Below are 3,126 nucleotides of genomic sequence, written 5' to 3' on the forward strand. Positions count from 1 at the left end.
CGGGCGCCCGGACCCTCGCCGTACCGGCCGACCGCGCCGCCGCCGTGGCCGCCGTCCCGCCGGACGCCTCCTTCGCCGGGCTCGCCGCCTTCGCCACCGCCGGCCGCGAGCTGAGCACGCCTCCGGTCTCCGGAGACCTCGCCGACCCCGCGGGCCGGGACACGACCACCGGTGGCCAGACCACCGAGCACCGCACTGAAGGAAGCGACTAGTCCACATGACGCACCAGGGAACCGACGTGAGCTGGGCGCTCCGCGACCTTGTGGAGAGCATCCAGGAGATCCGTTTCGCCCTCGTGGCCTCCAGCGACGGCAAGGCCATCACCTCCTACGGCGCCGAAGACCCCGACGACGTGGACCGCTTCGCGGCCGTGGTGGCCGGCCTGCAGGCCCTCGCCCAGCCGGTCGCCGAGCAGTTCCCGAGCCACGCGGGACAGCTCAGGCTGGCCATGATCGAGGTGGACGGCGGCCATCTCTTCGTCGTCCGGGCCGGTGTGGAGACCTACCTCGGCGTGCTCGCCCGGGAGGGCCTCGACCAGGGCCTGCTCGGCCACCAGATGAGGGACCTCGCCCGGAGGATGGGCGAACTGCTCGGCACCACCCCGCGCCTGGAGGAGCACTCTGGATGAGTGCTCCCCGCAGGCCGACCGATCCGTCCGGTCTTGAGCGCTACTACGTCCTCACCGGGGGACGCAGCCGGCCGGACGGTTCGGCGTCGAGCCTCGACGTGGCGACTCTGATCGTCGCCCGAGCCGCCCCTTCCGCGGGCATGCAGCACGAGCACGAGGAGATTCTCCGGCGCTGCCGCGACCCGCTGTCGGTGGCCGAGCTCGGCGCCCATCTCCACCTGCCGTTCAACATTCTCGCGGTGCTGCTCTCGGACCTGCTCGACGCAGGCCGGATCGAAGCCCGTGACCCCATCCCGGTGCACGACGCCGGTCGCGGGCCCGACCTCGCGCTCCTTGAGGAGGTACTCAGTGGACTTCAAAGGCTTTGATCACGCCGGGGCACCCGGGCGGCCCGGCGGCACCGGCCGGGGCGACACCCGCTCGGTCAAGGTGATGATCGCCGGAGGGTTCGGCACCGGCAAGACCACCATGGTCCGCTCGGTCAGCGACATCAAGCCGCTGACCACCGAGGAGACCCTCACCCAGGCCAGCGTCGACGTCGACCACCTGATCGGGGTCGCCGACAAGACGCAGACCACCGTCAGCCTGGACTTCGGCAAGATCAGCCTCAACGACACGCTGATGCTGTACCTGTTCGGCACGCCGGGCCAGGAACGCTTCTGGTTCCTGTGGAACGGCCTGTTCAAGGGCGCGCTCGGCGCGATCGTGCTGGTGGACACCCGACGGCTGGCGTCCAGCTTCCGCGCCATCGAGGAGATGGAACGGCAGCGGGTGCCCTTCGTCATCGCCCTCAACGTCTTCCCCGACTCCCAGGACTTCCCGGTCGACGAGATCCGCGACGCCCTGGACATTCCGGCGAACACCCCGGTCGTCACCTTCGACGCCCGCGACCGCGCCTCCAGCCGCGATGTGCTGGTCACTCTCATCCGTCACCTGCAGGAACGCTCCGCCGTCGCCCTGGAGAGCCGATGAACGACCCCATGCCCCCCGGCACCGGCCGGTGCCCCGTCGCCCACGGCGAGGGCGTCACCCGCCTGTACGGCCCGGATGCGGCGACCGACCCGCAGCGCATCTACGCGCGGCTGCGCGAGGAACACGGCTCCGTCGCGCCGGTGCTGCTGGAGGGCGACGTGCCCGCGTGGCTGGTGCTCGGCTACCGCGAGAACCGGCGGGTGCTCGACAACCCGCTCCAGTTCAGCCGCGACTCGCGCATCTGGCGGGACTTCCTGGACGGCCACGTCGACACCGCCTCCCCGCTGATGCAGATGGTGGGGTGGCGGCCCGACTGCGTCTCCCAGGACGGCGAACCGCACCGCAGGCTGCGCGGCGCGGTCACCGACAACCTCTACGCAGTCGCCGGGCGCGGCATCCGCCGGCACGCCACGCACCACGCGGCCCGGCTGGTCGACGCGTTCGCCGGCACGGGCCGCGCGGACCTCGTGACGGACTTCGCCGACTATCTGCCGATGCTGGTGCTCACCCGCGTCTTCGGTCTGGCCGAGGGGGAGGGGCGCAGCCTCGCCGAGTCCGCGAACCTCGTTCTCAAGGGTGGTGCGGACGCCCTCGAACACAACGACCGCATCATGGCGATCCTCGGTGAACTCACCGCCCGCAAGCGCAAGGAGCCGGGTACCGACTTCACCACCGGCCTCATCGAGCACCCCGCCGGACTCGACGACGACGAGATCGTCAACCACCTCCGGCTGGTGCTGATCACCGGCTCCACCATGACCAGCAACCTGCTGGCGCGGTCGCTGCAGATGGTCCTCACCGACCCGGCGTGGCTCACGGGGCTGGTGAGCGGCCAGGTGAACCTCTCCGCCGTGGTGGAGGAGGTCATGTGGAACACGCCGCCGCTGGCGGTGCTGCCGGGCCGGTTCGCCACCGCCGACCAGGAGTTGGGCGGCTGCCCCGTCAAGGAGGGCGACCTGCTGGTGCTGGGCCTGGCCGCGGGCAACCACGACCCCGAGGTACGGCCCGACGACGACGTCTCCGTCCAGGGCAACCAGTCCCATCTGGCGTTCAGCGCGGGTCCGCACGAATGCCCGGCGCAGAACCTCGGCCAGGCCATCATCGAGACGGCCGTCGACGTGCTGCTGCACCGGCTGCCGGGCCTGCGGCTGGCCGTCCCCCCGGAGGAACTCAGCTCTACCGCCTCCACCTGGGAGTCCCGCCTGGACAGCCTCCCGGTCGAGTTCACGCCCTGACCCGGCCACGGTCGAGGTCACGCCCCTGAGCCCACGACGCCGTGACCGGGCGTCGCGTTCCTGTCCCGCGCCGTGCCGAGCCTTACCGTCCGGTCCGGCGCCGTGACCGGGCCTTGCCGTTCTGTCCCGCGCGGGAGGGCGGGCCCGGCCCCGTCACGTGGCTCGCGTGACGGGGCCGTTCCCGTCGCCTGCGCCGCGCTGCCGGGACAGGCCGGGCGCCTCGCCCGCGCAGCCCCACCGTTCCCGTCCCCACCGCGCCGCGAGCCGACCCGGTCACCGGGCCCGGCGTCG

General features: G+C 72.1%; 4 protein-coding genes and 1 pseudogene. All 5 read left to right on the forward strand.

Features of this window, described 5'->3' with window-relative positions; all coding sequences use genetic code 11:
* Nucleotides 1-212: pseudogene (locus UW392_RS61870) on the forward strand (hypothetical protein); the annotation flags it as partial.
* 5 nt (nucleotides 213-217) lie between these two features.
* A complete protein-coding gene (locus UW392_RS61875) occupies nucleotides 218-628 on the forward strand; it encodes a roadblock/LC7 domain-containing protein (protein WP_320784306.1) in 411 nt (136 codons plus the stop codon).
* Nucleotides 625-996 (forward strand): DUF742 domain-containing protein, encoded by a 372-nt coding sequence (locus UW392_RS61880; protein ID WP_320784307.1) that lies wholly within the window; start codon nucleotides 625-627, stop codon nucleotides 994-996. Before UW392_RS61875 ends, UW392_RS61880 begins: the two co-directional genes overlap by 4 nt.
* Nucleotides 977-1,600, forward strand: coding sequence for a GTP-binding protein (locus UW392_RS61885; protein ID WP_414497651.1), 624 nt, complete (start codon nucleotides 977-979; stop codon nucleotides 1,598-1,600). The genes UW392_RS61880 and UW392_RS61885 overlap by 20 nt, the downstream gene beginning before the upstream one ends.
* Nucleotides 1,597-2,835 carry a cytochrome P450 gene (locus tag UW392_RS61890; protein ID WP_320784308.1) on the forward strand — a complete coding sequence of 413 codons (1,239 nt, stop codon included), beginning with the start codon at nucleotides 1,597-1,599 and terminating at the stop codon, nucleotides 2,833-2,835. Before UW392_RS61885 ends, UW392_RS61890 begins: the two co-directional genes overlap by 4 nt.
* The last annotated feature ends 291 nt before the right edge of the window (nucleotides 2,836-3,126 follow it).

The organism is Streptomyces sp. CRN 30 (assembly GCF_034105845.1).

Excerpts from the sequence above, each read along its gene's own strand:
- UW392_RS61875 (WP_320784306.1), top strand. The coding sequence starts at position 218 with ATGACGCACCAGGGAACCGACGTGAGCTGGGCGCTCCGCGACCTTGTG.
- UW392_RS61880 (WP_320784307.1), top strand. The coding sequence starts at position 625 with ATGAGTGCTCCCCGCAGGCCGACCGATCCGTCCGGTCTTGAGCGCTAC.
- UW392_RS61890 (WP_320784308.1), top strand. The coding sequence starts at position 1,597 with ATGAACGACCCCATGCCCCCCGGCACCGGCCGGTGCCCCGTCGCCCAC.